The 17306-nt window shown below is 74.6% G+C and carries 13 protein-coding genes; 2 read left to right on the top strand and 11 right to left on the bottom strand.

The window, feature by feature from the left end:
• The first annotated feature begins 46 nt into the window (after positions 1–46).
• On the top strand, positions 47–733 hold the full coding sequence (locus tag FIC82_RS03790) for a chitinase (RefSeq protein WP_253691407.1): 687 nt from the start codon (positions 47–49) through the stop codon (positions 731–733).
• 151 nt (positions 734–884) lie between these two features.
• Here FIC82_RS03790 and FIC82_RS03785 read toward each other — a convergent pair whose 3' ends face one another.
• From FIC82_RS03785 to FIC82_RS03735, 11 genes are all read right to left on the bottom strand, one after another.
• Positions 885–3470, bottom strand: a complete 2586-nt coding sequence (locus tag FIC82_RS03785; RefSeq protein ID WP_154797623.1) for an alpha/beta hydrolase-fold protein — start codon at positions 3468–3470, stop codon at positions 885–887.
• A 135-nt stretch (positions 3471–3605) separates the two neighbouring features.
• Positions 3606–4469, bottom strand: coding sequence for an HpcH/HpaI aldolase/citrate lyase family protein (locus FIC82_RS03780; RefSeq protein ID WP_154797622.1), 864 nt, complete (start codon positions 4467–4469; stop codon positions 3606–3608).
• A complete protein-coding gene (locus tag FIC82_RS03775) occupies positions 4466–5686 on the bottom strand; it encodes a CaiB/BaiF CoA transferase family protein (protein ID WP_154797621.1) in 1221 nt (406 codons plus the stop codon). The genes FIC82_RS03780 and FIC82_RS03775 overlap by 4 nt, the downstream gene beginning before the upstream one ends.
• Positions 5683–7815, bottom strand: a complete 2133-nt coding sequence (locus tag FIC82_RS03770; RefSeq protein ID WP_154797620.1) for an SUMF1/EgtB/PvdO family nonheme iron enzyme — start codon at positions 7813–7815, stop codon at positions 5683–5685. Before FIC82_RS03770 ends, FIC82_RS03775 begins: the two co-directional genes overlap by 4 nt.
• Positions 7816–7876: 61 nt before the next feature.
• Complete coding sequence (locus tag FIC82_RS03765) at positions 7877–8989, bottom strand: ribokinase (RefSeq protein WP_154797619.1); 1113 nt, start codon at positions 8987–8989, stop codon at positions 7877–7879.
• The gene (locus FIC82_RS03760; protein WP_168731460.1) at positions 8986–10461 is read right to left on the bottom strand and encodes an ADP-ribosylglycohydrolase family protein; all 1476 of its coding nucleotides are present in this window, start codon (positions 10459–10461) and stop codon (positions 8986–8988) included. The genes FIC82_RS03765 and FIC82_RS03760 overlap by 4 nt, the downstream gene beginning before the upstream one ends.
• Positions 10458–11663 (bottom strand): ADP-ribosylglycohydrolase family protein, encoded by a 1206-nt coding sequence (locus FIC82_RS03755; RefSeq protein ID WP_216609979.1) that lies wholly within the window; start codon positions 11661–11663, stop codon positions 10458–10460. Before FIC82_RS03755 ends, FIC82_RS03760 begins: the two co-directional genes overlap by 4 nt.
• A gap of 195 nt (positions 11664–11858) precedes the next feature.
• Complete coding sequence (locus FIC82_RS03750) at positions 11859–13148, bottom strand: ABC transporter substrate-binding protein (RefSeq protein WP_154797618.1); 1290 nt, start codon at positions 13146–13148, stop codon at positions 11859–11861.
• Between the two features lie 46 nt (positions 13149–13194).
• Entirely contained in the window at positions 13195–14022 is an 828-nt protein-coding gene (locus tag FIC82_RS03745) for a carbohydrate ABC transporter permease (protein WP_168731459.1), read from the bottom strand.
• A gap of 3 nt (positions 14023–14025) precedes the next feature.
• On the bottom strand, positions 14026–14988 hold the full coding sequence (locus tag FIC82_RS03740) for a carbohydrate ABC transporter permease (RefSeq protein ID WP_154797617.1): 963 nt from the start codon (positions 14986–14988) through the stop codon (positions 14026–14028).
• Positions 14985–16052, bottom strand: coding sequence for a LacI family DNA-binding transcriptional regulator (locus FIC82_RS03735; RefSeq protein WP_253691405.1), 1068 nt, complete (start codon positions 16050–16052; stop codon positions 14985–14987). The genes FIC82_RS03740 and FIC82_RS03735 overlap by 4 nt, the downstream gene beginning before the upstream one ends.
• Positions 16053–16297: 245 nt before the next feature.
• Here FIC82_RS03735 and FIC82_RS03730 point away from each other — a divergent pair, with 245 nt between their 5' ends.
• Positions 16298–17263, top strand: a complete 966-nt coding sequence (locus FIC82_RS03730; RefSeq protein ID WP_154797616.1) for a glycoside hydrolase family 19 protein — start codon at positions 16298–16300, stop codon at positions 17261–17263.
• Positions 17264–17306 lie beyond the last annotated feature (43 nt).

Here is a 17306-nt window from a genome sequence, read left to right as displayed (position 1 = left end):
GACCGTGGTCGCGACGCCGCGGCCCGCCGCCGACGAAGGGGACCCCATGGCCGACCCGACGCCCTCGCTCATCCCGACGACGCACGCCTCGCCACCGGCGTCGGACCGCTCGCCGACGTTCGTCGTGACCGAGCAGCAGTTCGAGGCGATGTTCCCGGAGCGGAGCCCGTTCTACACCTACGCCGGCCTGGTCGCGGCGACGGCGGCGTACCCGGAGTTCGCGACGACGGGCGGTGAGCGGGTCGCGCGGCGCGAGGCGGCGGCGTTCCTCGCGAACGTGAGCCACGAGACGCACGGGCTGGTGCACGTCGTCGAGGTGAACACCGCGAACTACCCGCACTACTGCGACCCCGCGCAGCCGTACGGGTGCCCGGCCGGGCAGGACGCCTACTACGGCCGCGGCCCGCTCCAGCTCTCCTGGAACTTCAACTACCGGGCGGCCGGCGAGGCCCTCGGGATCGACCTCCTGGCCGACCCGTGGCTCGTCGAGCAGGACCCGACCGTCGCGTGGCAGACCGCGCTCTGGTACTGGAACACGCAGCCCGGCACCGCGTCGATGACGTGCCACGACGCGATCGTCGGCGAGCACGGCTTCGCCGAGACCATCCGCTCCATCAACGGCCCGCTCGAGTGCGAGGGCGGCAACCCCCGCCAGATGAACAACCGCGTCCGCCTCTTCCGCCACTACGTCGAGATCGTCGGCACCACGACGGGCGACCACCTCACCTGCTGAGCATCCCCGCCGCCCGCCCGACGTCGTCGCCCCCGCCACCCGCCGCCCCGTCACCCCGCGCCGAGCACGACCTGGGGGTCGTTGTCGACCGGACAACGACCCCCAGGTCGTGTTCGGCAGCGCGCAGGGTCGTGGTCGGCAGCGGCTGCGGTCAGCGGCAGGTGAGAGCCGCGTACGGGACGACGGCGGTGCGGCCCTCCGCGGTGACGGTCGCCTCGCCTGCGGGGACGGTCGCGGCGCGGACGGGGAACGACTGGTACGCGCTCGCGCCCGGGGCGACGTCCGCGACGAGCCGCGTGCCGTACGGCGTGGCGAGCTCGACGTCGACCGGCACGACGGCCGTGCTCGTCGCGCGCACCGCGACGTACGCCTTCCCGGCGAGGCACCTCGCCTCGGCCGTCACGGTCGCCGGCGGCTCGCCCGGGCCGGAGCCCGGCACGACGGCGTCCCACGCCACGCGCGCGACGAACACGTCCGCAGCGCCCGCGTTCGTCGTGCCCGCGGGGGCGCCGTACGTGAGCCCGGTGAGCAACGCGGCTCCCTCGCCGGTCGAGCCGACCGGGTCGGCTGAGTCGGCTGAGTTGGCCGAGCCCGGACCGAAGGAGGCCGGGGCCGGGGCCGCGAACAGGTTCGCGTCGTCCCACTCGTCGGCGCCGTCGCGCTCGCGCGAGCCGGTCTGCGTCGCCTCGCCCGGGGTGCCGTCGGCCGCGACGGGGAACGTCACGACGTCCACCCCGCCGACGGCCGTGCCCAGCGCGCCGTACGTCGTGCCGACGACGAGCACGGCGTCGTCCGCGCCGAGGATGCCCGTGACGCCGCGGTCGTCGGTCGACGTGCCGACCTGCGTCGTCCACAGGACCTCGCCCGCAGGGTCGAACGCCCGCACCACGACGTCGTTGTCCCCGAGGTTGCCGTCCTCGCCGAGCCCGCCGCGCGTGTGCCCGACCGCGACGACCGACCCGTCCGAGCGCGCGACGAGGCCGTTGACCTGGTCGTTCTCGCTCGTCGCGACGGCCCGCAGCCACGCCTGCCCGCCGTCGGCGTCGTACCGCGCGACCCAGCCGTCGTTCGCACCGGCATGCTCGGCACCGGGCATCCCGCCGCCCGACACCCCGCCCACGTACACCGCGCCGTCGGGCGACGCCGCGACCGCGAGCGCCTTGTCCTCGCCGGGGCCGCCCACCTGGCGCAGCCACAGCAGCTCGCCGTCGGCGGAGACCCGGCCCAGGAGCGCGTCCTTGTCCCCCGCGCTCGGGACGTCACCGACCGCACCGCTCGTGTACCCGGCGACGTAGGCGCCGCCCGTGCCGACGGACGCGACCGCGTAGAAGCGGTCGGCAGACCCCGGGTCGCCGGTCTGCAGCGTCCAGGCCCGCTCGCCGTCGGCGGTCACGGCGGCGACGAACCCGTCGTCGCGTGACGCCCCGGCGTGCTCGCCGTCGAGGTCCCCGCGCGTGTACCCGGCGACGAGCACGCCGCCGCCGGCGCCTGGCACGACGCCGTAGGCCCGGTCGTCCGCGCCCGTCACGACCGCGTGCCGCCAGACCTCGGCGCCCGCGGCGTCGCGCCGCACGACCACCGCGTCCAGCCCGCCCGCGGGCTCGTAACCGTCCCACGCCCCGGCGAGGTTCAGCGCGACGGCGGTGCCGCCGTCGGGCAGGGCCGTGACGCCGCCCGCGCGGTCGTCACCCGCGGAGCCGACGAGCTCGGCGTCCCACGGCGTCGCGGGGGTCGTGCGCAGGCGCGCCGAGACGTCGACGATCCCCTCGCGGAACGCGGGTCGCCACACGTCCCAGTCGTGGCCGCCGTCGAGCACGCGCAGCTCGGCCGTCACGCCGGGCACGCGACGCGCCTGGTTGTAGAGGCGCGCGGACTCGAAGTCGATGTCGTGCGTGGCCTCCGCGGGGTCGGGGTTGGCCCACTCGTCGTCGCCGACGGCGACGAACAGGTGCACCGAGAGCGCCGGGTCGAGCGCCGCAAGGGACGCCGGGTACGACAGCTCGGTGTACCGGTCGGCGTCGAAGAGCGCCGTGCCGACGCCGTAGGCGCCATAGTCCCGCGCGGACGAGTCCGCGGGGGGCTGCGGCACGTAGACCGCAGGGCTCAGCACGATGCCCGCGGAGAACGTGTCCTGGTGGGCGAGCGTGAACCGCAGCGCGCCCGCGCCGCCCATGGAGTAGCCGCCGACGGCGCGCGCCTCCCTGTCCTCGACCGTCCGGTACGTGGCGTCGACGTGCGCGACGAGGTCGCGCGTGAACGCCGTCTCGACCGCCGTGCCGGCACCGGCGCCCGTCGCGTCCCCGGTGTACGGCGAGTCCGTGTACCAGGAGCCGCGGTCGTTCCACGGTGCGTCGGGCATGACGACGACCATCGGCTGGATCTCCCCCGCCCCGATGAGCTCGTCCAGGTCGCCCGTGACCTGCTGCCACGCGGCCTGCGTGTCGCCCCGCCCGTGCAGCAGGTAGAGCGTCGGGTACTCCTGCTCGGCGTCGTCGTAGCCGGGCGGCAGGTAGACCGTGTAGTCGATCGGCCCGGCCGCGGAGTCGGCGACCCGCCCCGGCTCGACCGTGCCCTGCTCCGCGGCCGTCGCGGGCAGCGCGAGCCCCAGCCCGCCCAGCCCGACGGCGAGGGCCAGCGCGGTCCCGACCGCCGTCGTCCCGGGCCGTCGGCCCGGCCGTGGTGCCGCGTCGCGCGGCGCGGTACCTCGTGGTGCGACGTCTCGTGGTGCTGCGTCCATCGTGTCTCCTCGTCGAGATCCGGTGATGTGCTGCCCCCTCCCCCGCCCGCCGAGCACGACCTGAGGGTCGTGATCGGGCCGACAGCGACCTTCAAGTCGTGCTCGACCGCGGGCAGGGTCGTGCTCTGCCGGGCACTACCCGGCGGGGTGTTGCGCCGCGAGCGCGAGGACCGTGCGGGCTCGCTCGACCATCGCGACGTCGAGGAACGTGCCGTCCGCGAGCGCGACGACGCCCGTGCCCGACGCCGCGGCGTCGCCCACGCGCTCGACGACCTCGCGCGCGCGGTCCACCTCGTCCGGGGTCGGGAGGAACGCGTCGCGGATCGTGTCGAGCTGGCGCGGGTGGATCGCGGTGCGGCCGCAGAACCCGAGCGCGCGACCGACGCGGCACGACGCGGCGAGCCCGTCGAGGTCGCGCACGTGCGTGTACGCGGACATCGCGGGCGAGGGCAGCCCCGCCGCCCGGGCAGCCACGACGACCCGGCTCCGTGCCCACGCGAGCCCCGCCTCGTCGTCGACCCGCAGGTCGGAGCGGAGGTCCGCCTCGCCGAGCCCGAGCGACGCGACCTGCGGCGACGCCGTGGTGAGCTCGAACGCCCGCTCGACGCCGAGCGCCGACTCGACCAGCAGGTGCAGCGCCCGCCCCGGGAGCGCCGCCGCGAGCACCCGCACCTCGTCGGCGGACTCGACCTTCGGCACGCGCGCCCCGACGGCGAGCGGCAGCCCGGCGAGGGCTGCGACGTCGTCGGCGTGCCACGGCGTCGCCGGGTGGTTGATCCGCACCTGGACCCCGCGCGCGGCCGCCGCGTCGTCGAGCAGCGCGACGGCGTGCGCCCGCGCCTCGTCCTTGCGCGCCGGCGCGACGGCGTCCTCGAGGTCGACGAGCACGACGTCGGCCGCGGACGCGAGCGCCTTCGCGACCCGGTCCGGCCGGTCCGCGGGCACGTACAGCAGCGTCAGCGGCGGCGCGCCGCCCGACCGGTCGTCCCGGCCCGTCATACCGCCCCCTCCGCCCGGAGCTCCGCGACGCGCTCGGTCGAGAAGCCGAGCTCGCCGAGCACGGCGTCGGTGTCGGCGCCGTGCGCGCGGCCGGTGAAGCGGATGACGCCGTCGTTCTCGGACATCCGGAACAGCGGGCCCTGCATGAGCATCGGCCCGAGCTCGGGGTCCTCGATCTCGTGGATCGTGCCGAGCGCGCGGAACTGCGGGTCGTCGACGATGTCCTGGGCGTCGTAGATCGGCGCGACGGCGGCCTGGGCCTCCTCGAACGCGGCGACGACCTCGTCGCGCGTGCGCTGCGCGATCCAGCCGCCGACGGCCTCGTCGAGCAGGTCGGCGTGCTGCGCGCGCTCGACGCCGCTCGCAAACCAGGGCTCGTCGACGAGCTCGGGGCGACCCACGAGGCGCAGGACGCGCTCGGCGATGGACTGCGCCGACGTCGACACCGCGACCCACTGCCCGTCGCGCGTGCGATAGGTGTTGCGCGGCGCGTTGTTCGCGGACCGGTTGCCGGTGCGCGGCTGCACGGTGCGGAGCTGGTCCCAGCGCGTGATCTGCGGCCCGAGCATCGCGAGGATGGGCTCGATGATCGCCGTGTCGACGACCTGCCCGTGCCCGGTGCGCTCGCGCGTGGACAGCGCGACCATGACGGCGAACGCGGTCGCGAGCGACGCGACGCCGTCGGCGAGCCCGAACGGCGGGAGGGTCGGCGGGCCGTCGGGCTCGCCGGTCATCGCGGCGAACCCGCTCATCGCCTCGGCGAGCGTGCCGAACCCGGGGCGGGTGCGGTACGGCCCGACCTGCCCGAACCCGCTCACGCGCGCGAGCACGAGCCGCGGGTTGCGCGCGGACAGCTCGTCGTAGCCGAGGCCCCAGCGCTCGAGCGTGCCGGGCCGGAAGTTCTCGACGACGACGTCCGCCTCGGCGACGAGCGCGAGGAACACCTCGCGGCCGCCGTCGCTCCCGAGGTTCACCGTGACGGTGCGCTTGTTGCGCCCGAGCGTCTTCCACCACAGGTTCACGCCGTCCTTCGCGGCGCCGTGCGTGCGCGACGGGTCGGGCTTGGTCGGGTGCTCGACCTTGACGACGTCGGCGCCCAGGTCGCCGAGGTGCATCGCCGCCATGGGCCCGGCGAACAGCGTCGAGGCGTCCACGACGCGCAGGCCCGCGAGCGCGCCCGCGGCGGGGTCGCGCGAGACGCGCGGTGCGTCCGTCATGCCGTCACCTCCTCGGCGGGCTGGTCGGCGGCGAGGTCCCACGCGCAGCGGAACCCGACGGTCGCGCCGCGCGCGAGCCCCAGGCCGGGGACGAGGAGCTTGACCGCGTAGTCCGGGGCGTGGCGCCCGCCCTCGACGTACCAGTCGGAGCCGTCGGCGCGGTAGTCGCTGCCGCCCTTGAGCATGACGAACCGCGTGCGGCCGTCGGAGTGCTCGGAGCCCGTCCAGCTCCACACGGCAGGCTCGCGGCGCGTCCAGCCGGGCTGCTCGGCCGCGAGCTGCCACTCGTCCTCGGTGGGCAGGCGCCCGCCGCGCCACGCGCAGTACGCACGTGCGTCGTCGAGGTCGACGAACGTCACGGGCTCGTCCTCCGTGCCCGGAGTGGGACGCCCGTCCGGCCAGTGCGCGAGGAAGCGGTGCGCGACCGCGGGCGCGTACCCGGTGGCGGCGAGGAACTCCGCGAACTCCGCGTTGGTCACGTCGCCCCCGACCGCGACCGGCGCGGCGAGCTCGCCGTCGCGCTGGAGGGTCCGCGCGTCGTGCAGGCGCGGCGGCAGCGGCTTCCACTCGTCGACGTACGGCGCGCCCTGGTACATGCCCGTCTCGCGCGCCCGGTACCGCACCGTCAGCACGTACGGCCCCGCGGGGACGACGACGGCGCCTGGCTCGGGCGCGCCCGTCGCCGCGGTCCCGCCCTGCCCGACGGCGGCGCTCGGCCCGGTCCGGTCCGTCACCCCGGCCGTCCCCAGCCCGACGTCGCCGCCCGATGCGAGCCGTCGCGCGATCCGGTACGGGAACCGCGCGTCGGGGTCGTGGGGCGCGGACTCGTCGAGCGAGGCGACGACGTCGCGCAGGTGCGGCAGCCAGTCGGGCTCACCGGCGCCGTCGGCCACGTGCAGCACCGCGGCGACCCCCCGCCCCGGCACCCGCACGTCGCGCCGAGCCCGGGGCTCTTCCCCACCGACCGCCCCGGCTGGGGAGGGACCCAGGGTTCGACGGGAGGGCTGGTCGGCCGGGAGCAGCGGGCCGTCGTAGTCCGAGTCGCCGCGGTTCACCAGCGTCCACAGGGTGGTGCCGTCGAGCTCCCAGCGCGACGCGTACACGCCTGCCGCCTCGGCCTCGGGGGCGAGCTCGGCGAGCGGCGTCCACTCGCCGTCGAGCAGCAGCGGCCGCGCCGCGCGCTGCACCGTGACCAGGCGCTTGACCGTCGCGGCGTCGCGCGGCGACCAGCCGACCCAGACGCCGAACACGACCTCCCACACCATGACGCCCACGCCGTTGAGCCACGCGGACTGGAGCTCCTCGGAGTGGTCGCGGTGCCAGCGGCGCACGTGGTGCTGCATGTGCCGGCGCTCGTACCAGTGCGCGCGCAGCACGCCGGGCACGGGCGAGTCGGCGAAGAACTGCGCCCACGACGACGAGTGGTCCTCGATGCGCTCGACCGGCAGCTTGGACTCGCCCTCCAGGACGATGCCGGGACGCGCCGCCTCGAGCCGCGCGACGAGCTCCGGCTCGGCCTTCTTCAGGGTGTCGAGGAAGACGCCGTCGGCGCCGAGGTCGCGCACGACGGCGGCGAGCTCGGTGAGGTCGTCGTCGCCGCGGCGCGTGCCGACGTCCCACGGGTTGTAGTCGACGAACACGTGCAGGCCCGCGTCGTGGAACGTCTGCACGAGGTCGACGATCCCCGGGACGTCCCGGTAGAAGTCCCACTGGTTGCGGTCGTCGATCCCGATGACGGGGTACGCGTGCCACAGGACCACCGCGTCGAGGCCGCCGAACCGCTCGCGCGCGTCCGCGAGGAACCGCTCGGGCGTGAACCGGTGCTCGTCGAACGAGTACAGCAGCTCGTCCCAGAGCCACACCTGCGCGACCGTCGAGCAGCCCGCGGCCCACGTCGCCTCCGGGCGGTCGTACGCCGCGCCCGTGTACCCGTGCCGGCGGCGCGCGTCGTCGCGCCAGGCGGCGAGCCGCTCGCGCCACGCGGGGCGGTGGGCGGGGTCGGCCGGGCCGACGAAGATCTTCGCCTCGTCGAGCGCGAGGGACTGCTCGGGCGTGAACGCCCCGTCGAGCGCGACCTCGGTCGGCTTGTCGATCGGTCGCGGGACGAGCGGGTCGAACGTGTACGTCATGGTGCCTTTCCCTCGGCGGGCGGGCCCGCGCTCGGTCGTGCTGCGAAGTGGCTCAGGTCGGTCAGGTGAGGCCCTCGGCCCGGTGCGCGAGCGCGACGACGTCCGCCGCGTCGGGCACGGCGTCCTGCGCCCCGGGCCGGGTCACCGCGAGCGCGCCCGCGGCGGCGGCGAGGCGCGCGGCGTCGGGCAGGTCCGCGCCGCGCGCGAGGGCAGCGGCGAGGACGCCGCAGAACGTGTCGCCCGCGCCGGTCGTGTCGACGGCCTCCACAGCGATCGCCGAGACGTCGGTGAGCAGCTTTCCGCCGGGCAGGCGCTCGGCCACGAGGCTGCCCCGGCCGCCGAGCGTCACGACGACGGCAGGGACGCGCAGGAGCAGGAGACTCGCGAGGCCGCTCGGGTCGTTCTCGTGCGCCCTCGCCTCTTCGGGACCCGGAGCGCCCGGCGCGCCGTCGTTGTCCAGCGAGTCGGCCGATCCTGCGTCACCGGGAGACGCGCCCGCACGTAGGACGCCCGCGAGGTCGGCGGCCTCGTGCTCGTTGACGACGAGGACGTCGATCGTGTCCCACACGTCGTCGGGCAGGCCGCGCGACGGCGCGGCGTTGAGCACCATCAGCGCGCCGGGGCGGCGCGCCGCCGCGGCGGCGCGCACGACGTCGAGCGGGATCTCGAGCTGCGCGAGCACGACGTCCGCCGCGGCGATCCGCTCGGCCTGCGCCGCGCCGATCGTCACGTGCGAGTTCGCGCCCGGAGCGACGACGATCGCGTTCTCGCCGTCGGGCGAGACCGTGATGAGCGCCGTCCCCGTCGAGACGTCGACGCGCTCCACGAGGTCGGTGCGCACGCCCCCGCGGTCGAGCGACGAGAGCAGCAGGTCCGCGGCGTCGTCGTGCCCGAGCGCCCCGACGAACGTCGTGTCCGCGCCGCCCGCGCGCGCCGCGCCGACGGCCTGGTTCGCGCCCTTGCCGCCCGGGTTCCGGCGCAGGTCGCCGCCGAGGATCGTCTCGCCGCCGCCGGGGTGGCGTGGCACGTCGACGACGAGGTCGACGTTCGCCGACCCGACCACCACGACCCGCCCGGCCCCGACGTCCTCCGACGGGGCCACGTCGTCCCGCGCACCGGTCGCCGCGCCCGTGGGCACCCGATCACCCTGCCCCGCGTCCGCCGTCGTGCTCATGCGTGCGCCTCCTCCGTGGCTCCCTGCGCGGCTCCCCCGGCCACCGCGACCGGCGGCGCCGCGAGCGCGACCGTCCGCGCCGCGAGGTCCACGATCCTCTGCTCGCCACCGGGCAGCGAGGTCGCGATGTGACCGTCGAGCGGGCGCGTCCACTGCGGGCCGATCCCGTCGACGCCCTGCAGCGCACCCACCACGCCGCCGACCGTCGCGCCCGCGGAGTCGGTGTCCCAGCCCGCGGTGACGGCGATCGCGACGCTCGCGCCGAAGTCGCCGCGCCCGTCCGCCCCGCGCCCTGCCGTGAGCGCGTAGGCGACCACCGCGGCGTTGTTGAGCACGTGCACCCAGTGCAGGTCGCCGTAGGCGGCGTGGATCGCGTCGAGGCCGGCACGCACGCCCGCCTCGGACGCGTCGCCGCCGCGGCCCGCGTCACGGCCGAGCCGGATCGCGGCGGCGAGGCGGCTGCCGGGCGGCACGACGGCGTCCGCAGCGTCGAGCACCTCGTCCACCGTCTCGCAGACCATGGCCGCCGACGCGAGCGCGGCGGCCCACATCGCGCCGTACACGCCGTTGCGCGTGTGGCTCAGCCGCGCGTCCGTCCACGCGAGGCGCGCGGCCTCGCGCACGTCGCCGGGCGAGACCCACCCGAGGACGTCGGTACGGATGAGCGCGCCGATCCACTCGCGGAACGGGTTGTGGTGCGTCGCCGTCTCCGGCACCGGCCGCGCGTCGAGGATGTTGCGGTACGCCGCACGCTCGGCCGTGAACACGCGACCCGCGGGCAGCGCGTCGAGCCAGAGCTGCGCGACGTCGTCCGTCGTGAAGCCGCGCCCGTGCCGCTCCAGCAGGGCGAGCGCGAGGATCGGGTAGTTGAGGTCGTCGTCCTCCGGCATCCCGTCGATGTTCTCCTCGAGCGACGTCGGGGCGCTGCGCCGGTTCCACGGCCAGCGCGCGGCGACGTCGTCGGGCAGCCCGACGGCGGTGAACCAGCGGTCGAGCGGCCACCGGCCGGTCGCACGCAGGATCTCCTCGATGCCCGCGCGCGGGATCTTCTCCACCGGCTTGCCGAGCAGGCAGCCCGCCGCACGGCCCGTCCACGCGCCGAGCACGCGGTCGGCGTACGCGGCGTCGCGGCTCACGTCCGTCGAGGCCGCCCGACCGACGCCGCCCGGTCGGCGCGGCAGGTCCGGTGCGGCCGGGAGCGTGGCGAGGATCGCGTCCCAGTCGTCGGGCTCGTCCGGCGCGGGCGCCGCGGGCAGCGCGTCGAGCTCGACGAGCAGGTCCCGCGCGAGCGCACGGAGCGCCGGGGTCGCGGAGACGGGACCGGCGCCGCTCACGGCGGGGACGGGGTCGCCGCCCGCGGCGACCCAGCGGTCGCGGACGTCGGCGAGCGCCGCGGCGTCCTTGCCCTCCGCCGCCGCCTGGACGAGCTCGTGCGCGAGCAGGTCCTCGGGCTGGGCCCAGGTGAGCCTCACGCCGGGTCACCCGCCCGCGCGGCCTGCGCCGCGCCGTCGGGCAGCCCGAGGCCGTCGACGTCCACCGCCGCGCCGCCGAGCTCGGCGAGCGCGCGCAGGCGCGACGTGGCGCGTTCCCGGTCGGAGCGGAGGATGTCCGCCGCGGCGGACGCCATGAGGCGGCCGGTCTCGCGGACGTCCATGCGGCTCGCCTCCTCGATCGCGTCGAGCCACTCGTCCGGCACGACGGCGGTCCCGCCGAGGCCCGCGCAGACCGCGCCGGCCATGACGGCGATCGAGTCGGCGTCTCGACCGTAGTTCACGGCGCCGAGCACCGCGCCGCGGAAGTCGCCGCGGTGCCCGAGCACGAAGCCGAGCGCCGCGGGGAGCTCCTCGATGGACTTGGTGCGCGACGGGCGGCGCGCGTCCATGGACATCTGCCGGTAGGCGGGACCGACGGAGTCGAACGGCGCGACCGTCTCCCGGACGAGCCGCGCGAGCGCGCGCTCCTCCTCGTCGGTCGTCGGGGCCGTCGTCCAGCCGTCGAAGGCCTCGACGACGGCCTGGAGCGCCGCGGCGGTGCCGTCGTGGGCGACGTCGAGCGCGGCGTGCACGACGTCGTCGACCGTCGCCCCCGGCGCGACGGACGCGGCGACCATGGCCGCGAAGACGCCTGCGGCCTCGCGGCCGTAGCTCGACTGGTGCGCGCCGGTGAGGTCGATCGCCTCGGCGTACGCGCCGCGCGGGTCGCCGGCGTTCGCGAGGCCGACGGGCGCGACGTACATCGCGGCGCCGCAGTTGACGACGTTCCCGACCCCGGCCTCGCGCGGGTCGACGTGCCCGTAGTGCAGACGCGCGACGATCCACTTCTCGGCGAGGAACACGCGCTGCAGCAGCAGCGCGGTCGACTCGAGCTCGGGGATCCAGCGCGGCTCGCCGATCATGAGCGGCACGAGGTCCTCGGCCATCGCGTACGCGTCGAGGTGCTCGCGACGCTTCGCGTACACCTCCACGAGCGCGCGCGTCATGAGGGTGTCGTCCGTGATGTGCCCGTCACCCTTGTGGTAGGGCGCGATCGGACGCGCGTCCTGCCAGTTCGGGTACCAGGGCTCCACGATCCCCGTCACGCGCCCCCCGTGGCGCTCCTCGATCTGCTCGGGGGTCCAGCCCTCGGTGGCGCCCCCCAGCGCGTCCCCCACCGCCGCTCCGGTGATCACTGCCACCGCTCGGTCGTCCAGCCAGGTCACGGTCCACTCCCTGTCGATCTCTCCACGGCGCAGGTCGCGCCCGGTGCGACCCGTACGGGCCGCGGTTCCCGGCCGGGGCGGTCACGGTCGCGGCCGCCCCGGCCGCTGCTGCTCGGTGCTCGTCGTGCCCGCACCCGTGGGGGCGCGGACCCGTGGCGAGCGGTCAAGGTGCTACTTGGTGATCTCGTCCCAGCCGGCCTCGAGCTCGGTCGCGAGCTGGTCGGCGTCGATCTCCTGGGCGAGGAACTTCTGGTACGCGGGCGTCGCGACCGTGTCCTTCCACTGCGCGTACGCGTCGACGAACAGGTACGGCGCGGACGTGAGGAACTGGCCGGACGAGAGGATCGTCGACCAGCCGTTCTCGTCGCCGAGCGAGGCCGCCATGGCCTCCTGCGCCGACGTCGTGGCCGGGATGAGCGCGTCCGCCTCGTTGAGCGCGGCGAGGTTCTCCGTGTCGGTGAAGAACTCGATGAACTCCGCGGACTCCTCGACGTGCTCGGAGTCGATGTTCACCGAGAGCGTCTGCGGGTTGGCGGCCTGCTCGGCGCCGTCGGGGCCCTCGAGCGGGGGCAGCACGACCCAGTCGAAGCCGTCGGGCGCGTCGTTGGCGATGTTCGCGGCCTGGAACGAGCCCTGGATCGTCATCGCGACCTGGCCCGCGTAGAACGACGCGAGCGTCTCCGAGCCGGACTGCGTGAGCGTCACCGGCAGCACCGTGCTGTCCGTGTGCGCCATCTCGTCGACGAGCTCCGGCAGGGCCATCTCGCCCTCGCCGATGGTGATGCTCGCGTCGGCGCCGGTGCCCTCGAAGTACTGGCCGCCGAAGCCGGGGGCCATCGCCATGAACGCGGCCGTCGGGCTCGCGAGCCCCCACCCGAGCCCGTACGCGCCGTCCTTCGTGGTGGCCTTCGCGATCTCGCGCAGCTCGTCCCACGTCATGGTCTCGCCGGTCGGGATCTCGACACCGGCGGCCTCGAGCATCGTCCTGTTGGCGAACACCATGTAGGACTGCAGCTCGGTCGGGTACGCGATGACCTGGTCGTCGACCGTCACGGAGTCGAGGATGCCCTCGGGGATGTCGGCACGCTTCTCGTCCGACATGTACTCCGACAGGTCGGCCAGGTAGCCGTCCACGGCGAAGGGCACGATGCTCGCCGCCTCGTAGTGGATGATGTCCGGCGCGGCGCCGCCGTTGAACTGCGTGATGAGCTTGTCGTAGATCCCGTCCCAGCCCGCGGGCACGATCTCGACCTGGACGTCGGGGTTGGCCTCGTTCCAGTCCGCGACGATCTTCTCGGTCGCCTCGATGGCGGCCGGCTGGTCGGACAGCGACTGGAACTTCAGGGTCACCGGGCCGCCGTCGGCGCCGTCGTCCCCGCTGCCGCCCCCGCTCGAGCAGGAGGCGACGAGCAGGGTCGTGATCGTGAGGCATGCGGCGATGGACGCACCACGAGTCTTCATGGTTCTACCTTTCGGGTGGGGGTGTTGCAGGGGGGTACATGGGGGGTCACCCCTTCACGGCGCCGGACAGCAGCCCGCCGGTGAGCTTCTTCTGCATGATCGAGAAGAAGACGATGCTGGGGATGGCCGCGAGCACGGAGCCCGCGGCGAGCGGGCCGAGCGCCACCTTGCCCTCGCCGCCGATGAACATCTTCAGCGTGATGGGCAGCGTGTAGTTCTCGGGCGACTGGAGCAGGACGAGCGCGAAGAAGAACTCGTTCCACGACGAGACGAAGCTGAACATCGCCGTCGCGACGATGCCCGGCATGAGGAGCGGGAAGACGATCGTGCGCAGCACGGTCAACCGGCTCGCTCCGTCCATCGAGCCCGCCTCCTCGAGGTCCACGGGGATCGCGGAGACGTAGCCCTGCATCATCCACAGCGCGAACGGCAGGGTGTACGTGGTGTGGACGAGCGTCAGCCCGACGAGCGAGTCCGTGAGCCCGATGGTCCGCAGGATGAGGAACAGCGGCAGGATGATGAGGATCACCGGGAACACCTGGCTCACGAGGATCCAGCCGACGCCGGCCGCGCGGATCTTGCCCCGCAGGCGCGCGAGCACGTACGACGCGGGCAGCGCGATGACGATGACGAGCATCGTCGAGACGACCGCGACGAGCGCGCTGTTCCACGCGGAGCGCACGAGGCCCTGCCGCGAGAGCGCCTGGGAGTAGTTCTCCCAGTGGAAGTCCTGCGGGATCAGGCTCACGGTCAGCGAGTTGAGCTCGCCCGACGACTTGAGCGACGCCGAGATGAGCCACAGCAGCGGGAAGCCGAGGAAGAGGATGTAGAACGCCAGGGCCACGTACTGGGCCGGGCGGACGAGTGCGCGCACGGGTCAGCTCTCCTTCTCGGAGCGGAACTGCGACCGCAGGTAGATCGCGAGCAGGAGGACGACGACGACCACGAGCACGACGCCCATCGCGGCGGCGTAGCCGATGTTCCGGTTCTTGAACGCCTCCAGGTAGGTGAAGAGCATCGGCAGCATGGTCCGGCCGCCCGGCCCGCCCTCGGTGAGCACGTAGACCAGCGAGAACGAGTTGAAGTTCCAGATGAAGTTCAGCGAGGTGATCGACGTGATGATCGGTCGCAGGCTCGGGAGCGTCACGGCGGTGAAGCGGCGCCACGCGCCCGCGCCGTCCATGGCGGCGGCCTCGTGGAGCTCGTCCGGGATCTGCTGAAGGCCGGCGAGCAGCGTCACGGTGGTCTGCGGCATGCCGACCCACACCCCGACGACGATCACGGCGGGCAGCGCGGTCGAGAAGTCCGCGAGCCAGTTGATGTCGTCCGGCAGCCCGAGGGCGCCGAGGAACGCGTTGAGCGGCCCGGCGTTGGGCGAGTAGATCATCTGCCACATGATCGCCACGACGACCGGCGGCATGGCCCACGGGATGAGCGCGAGGACGCGGGTCAGCCCCTGGAGCCGGAGCCCGGAGTTGAGCAGGAGGGCGAGGCCCATCGCCGCGACGAGCTGGAGCAGCGTCACCGAGACGGCCCAGATCATGCCGATGCGGAACGAGTCCCAGAAGAACGAGTTGTCCGCGAGCCGCACGAAGTTGTCGACGCCCACGAACTGGTAGTCCGGGTGGCGCACGAGCCGCGCGTCGGTGAACGCGAGCGCGACGCCCATGACGAGCGGCGCGACGCTCAGCACGAGGATCGGCAGGAGCGACGGCATGACGAGCGCGATCGCCTCGCGCCGCTTGGCGCGCGCCATGCCGCCTGTCCGGCGCGGGGCGCGGCGGTCCGGGCGACGGGCCGCAGCGGCGTGCGGGTCGCCCGCGAGGGTCGGGGCGCTCATCGCTGGTCGTCCCCCGTCGTGGCCGTGGCGTCGTGCCCGACGGCGCCGCTCGCCCCAGCCGGCGCGCCGGCCTCGGTCGTCGCCGCGGTCGACTCGCGCACGACGAGGCGCGGCCCCACGGCCTCGTGCCGACCGGCCTGCGCGTCGCCGTCCACGAGGTCGACGACGAGCTGAGCGGCGATCCGCCCGCGCTCGGTGGAGCCGAGCGAGACGCTCGTGAGGCTGGGCTGGAACACGCGGCCGATCTCGGTGTCGTCCATGCCGGTCACGGCGACGTCCTCGGGGACGGACAGCCCGCGCTCGCGCACGGCACGGATCGCGCCGATGGCGAGCAGGTCGTTGGCCGCGACGATCGCGTCCGGGCGGGGGCCGCCGTCGGGCACGTCGAGGAGCGCGCGCGTGGCGGCGAGGCCCGCCGCGACGGTGAAGTCGGCCGCGGGGGCGACGTCGATGCGCTCCCCCGTGAACCCGTCCGCGCGCGTCGCGGCGTCGAAGCCGCGCTGCCGCGCCTCGCCGGGCGTGGTGTCGAGGGGACCGTTGAGGAACGCGACGCGGCGGCGTCCGAGGTCGAGCAGGTGGCGGACGGCCTCGCCGATCCCGCCCGCCGAGTCGGTGGACACGGAGTCGATGCCGCGGTCCGCGAGGGTGCGGCCGATGACGACGACGGGCACGGGCGCCTGCCGGATCTCCTCGACGAGCTCGTCGTCGGTGCGCAGCGGGCTGAGGATCATCGCGTCGACGAACCCGCTCGACAGGCTGCGCACGAGCTCGACGGTCGACCTCGTGGTGTCCCCCGTCGTCATGACGACGACGCGGTACCCGTGCGGCGCGAGGACCTCGTGGATCGCGGTCATCATCTCGACGTAGACGGGGTTGCCGATGTCGGCGACGGCGAACGCGACCTGGAACGTCTTCTTGAGCCGCAGCGAGCGCCCGATCGCGTCGGGGCTGTAGCCGAGCTCGGTGGCCGCGGCGCGCACGCGCTCGACCATCGCAGGGCTCGCGCCCGTCCCGTGCAGGGCGCGGGAGGTCGAGGCCAGGGAGACCCCGGCCCGCTGTGCCACCTGGTTCAGCGTGGCGCGTGATGACGTCACTGTCGTCCACCTCGTCGTCGAAGGACCGTCGTTCTGGAATCGTTTCCAGACTGTCGGCCTCGGCAGTCCTGGAAACGTTTCCGGGGGTGCGGCCACTCTCGCACCCGTCCCCCGCGGTCGTCAACCCCGGGTACGGGGTTCCTCGTACGGGGGTTGTCCACGGCGACGCGGCACCCCAGGCTCGAACGGTCCCGATCCCGACGAAAGGTGCACCGATGCACACCCGAGCCCCGGCGTCGCACTCCCCTGCCGCGCCCGCCACGGCGGCACGCCGCGCGTCCCGTCCGGTCGCCCTGCTCCTCGCCGCCACCCTCGCCCTCCTCGGCGCCCTCTCGTGGACCGTCGCCGGGCCCGCGCAGCGCGCGGACGCCGCGGCCTGCGCCCCCGCGTGGAGCGCGGGCTCCGTGTACGTGGGAGGCGCCGTCGTCTCGCACGGCGGTCAGAACTGGAAGGCCGGCTGGTGGACCCAGGGCGAGACGCCCGGCAGCACCGGCCAGTGGGGCGTCTGGCGCACGGAAGGCGCCTGCGGCGGCGGGACCGGTCCGGTCGACCCCGACCCGAGCGGCTTCGTCGTGTCGCAGGCGCAGTTCAACCAGATGTTCCCGAACCGGAACGCGTTCTACACCTACCAGGGCCTCGTCGACGCGCTCTCCGCGTACCCCGCGTTCGCGACGACGGGCGGCGACCAGGTCGCCAAGCGCGAGGCGGCGGCGTTCCTCGCGAACATCAACCACGAGACGGGCGGCCTGGTCTACGTGAAGGAGATCAACACCGCGAACTACCCGCACTACTGCGACGCCACGCAGCCGTACGGCTGCCCCGCCGGCCAGAGCGCCTACTACGGCAAGGGCCCGATCCAGCTGAGCTGGAACTACAACTACAAGGCCGCCGGCGACGCCCTCGGCATCGACCTGCTCAACAACCCGTACCTCGTGGAGCAGAACTCGGCGATCGCGTGGAAGACCGCGCTCTGGTACTGGAACACCCAGTCCGGACCGGGCACGATGACGGGCCACCAGGCGATCGTGAACGGCGCCGGCTTCGGTGAGACGATCCGCTCCATCAACGGGTCGCTGGAGTGCAACGGCGGCAACCCGGCGCAGGTCCAGTCGCGGATCAACGCCTTCCAGCGGTTCACCCAGATCCTCGGCACGACGACGGGCGCGAACCTCTCCTGCTGACCCCGCCCACCCGCCCGACGGCGGCTCGCCCCTCCCCGGGCGG

Origin of the sequence: Cellulosimicrobium protaetiae (assembly GCF_009708005.2) — a bacterium.
Lineage (GTDB): Bacteria > Actinomycetota > Actinomycetes > Actinomycetales > Cellulomonadaceae > Cellulosimicrobium > Cellulosimicrobium protaetiae.
This window is presented reverse-complemented; position numbering and strand designations above follow the sequence as displayed.